Genomic DNA, 1,619 nt, shown 5'->3' with positions numbered 1-1,619 from the left:
CTTGTTTCATCTGTAGAAAAAATTCTTAAAGAATTTGGAGATAATTATGTAATTAATTTTGCTTAACTACTTATTAGAAGGGGGGGGTTGCTTGCAATCTGTACCTGCGGCGGTGTGGTTGGGTGAGAGTTATGGGGTTTTGGGTGAGGAGGAGAAGTGTCGGGGTTGGTTGGAGAAGGGGTGCGTTGGCGCTCTGGAATTGATGAATTTTAATCCGGGTGTTGCACATTACTGGTGTGGTAGAGCGTTGTCGGGCTTGGGGGATGTGGGGGGTGCTGTGCAGAATTATCGAGATGCTTTGAGTCGGCATTTGTTTTATCCGGCTCGCGGGGAGGTTAAGGAAGGGTTGGAAGGTTTGTAGATTGTTGTTGGGAAGGGTTCTTGTGGTTGAGGCTTTGTTTATTGGGCGCATCTATTTAGGAAAAAAGCTTCAAAATCAAAAAAATCACAAGTTCCTATCTGAAAACGTTCTAATAGCAGAACAACACCAAAATGTTAGCTTCTCCTCAAATGAAAAATTAAATTTCAATGGTTGAGACTTAACTTTTTGGTAGAAGGATTCACTGCTTCCTCTAAACCGAATAGATGTAAAGCAGCTTTTTTAATTTCAGACTTCACCCTAATAAATAGTGAACAAATAGAAGGAATACAAAATGAGCAACGAGCAAAATAAACTTCCTGCGGGTGCCTGGGAAACTGGTGGCAAAGATTTCACTCAACAAATCACACTTAATGGTCGTTCAGACATTGGCTGGGGAACTGTTAATACATCAGATCAACGTTTGTACGGATATATCCAGTTTCTGCCCTATAAGTTGACAGGGAATGATCCTTCCTACGACTACTACGCATTTGTGGGGTCGATGACGCATGGTGTTACTACATCGAAAAACAATGTGTTATCTGTAGGTTACTATGCTACAGAGATGGATCTGGTAGTTACTTGTCTAACCGAATCGAGTACAGTGTCCCAATACGGTCCTGACTCAACTGTTGGTACAAATACGACCAGCTTTACTATAGGAGCAGGCTTGCAGGGAGGCTTTAAAGGCGATGAAGCAACTGGTACAGCAGGAATTAATGCTTCTTGGGGTGTGAGCTTTGCAAGTCCAGATGTTAGTTTTTTAGCCAGTCGTTTGGAAAACGGTGTAACTTGGCGCTGTAAATTGCCATGTATAAGTTTTAAAAGTCCTGGCATACCAGCAGACCCTTTTCCAGCTTCTGCGGCTGGTTATACTTGGAAACCAGCTCTAATTGTTAAAGTTCCCAAAGGCAAACCTCCGATTCTTGAGATTAGTGTAAGAATACAGTGGAACTTTGACTACACTCGCGGAATTACTAATGACGTAAAAAGTTGGGTACAGACTTTCACCTATAACTACCAAGATGTACCATCAATAAAAGACGGAGCTTTGCTCAAAGGAAGTAGCCCGGAAATTTATGTCATGGAGTCGGGCAAGCGTCGATCGATTCCGGATCCTGCTACCTTTGAAGCTAGAGGTTATAAGTGGGATGCGGTTATCACTATCTCTGGCTCGGACTCAGGGTAAGCTCATCTAATTTGGTATAAATTGTACTTGACAAAACAAACAAAATACACAGGTAGCCCGCTCGTCATT

At 42.5% G+C, this 1,619-nt stretch carries 2 protein-coding genes; both read left to right on the top strand.

Annotation, left to right across the window (positions count from 1 at the left end; translation table 11 throughout):
* The first annotated feature begins 58 nt into the window (after positions 1-58).
* On the top strand, positions 59-361 hold the full coding sequence (locus QUB11_RS31095; protein WP_333207549.1) for a hypothetical protein: 303 nt from the start codon (positions 59-61) through the stop codon (positions 359-361).
* A 292-nt stretch (positions 362-653) separates the two neighbouring features.
* Positions 654-1,550 (top strand): hypothetical protein, encoded by an 897-nt coding sequence (locus tag QUB11_RS31090; protein ID WP_333207550.1) that lies wholly within the window; start codon positions 654-656, stop codon positions 1,548-1,550.
* Positions 1,551-1,619: the final 69 nt, after the last annotated feature.

It is taken from the genome of Microcoleus sp. B6-A1, from assembly GCF_036705085.1.
In the GTDB taxonomy this organism is placed as follows: Bacteria; Cyanobacteriota; Cyanobacteriia; order Cyanobacteriales; family Microcoleaceae; genus Microcoleus.
Note: the sequence above shows the minus strand (reverse complement) of the source record. Positions and strands in the feature narration are given on the sequence as shown.

Coding starts and splice junctions, on each gene's coding strand:
- QUB11_RS31090 (WP_333207550.1), top strand. CDS start 654: ATGAGCAACGAGCAAAATAAACTTCCTGCGGGTGCCTGGGAAACTGGT.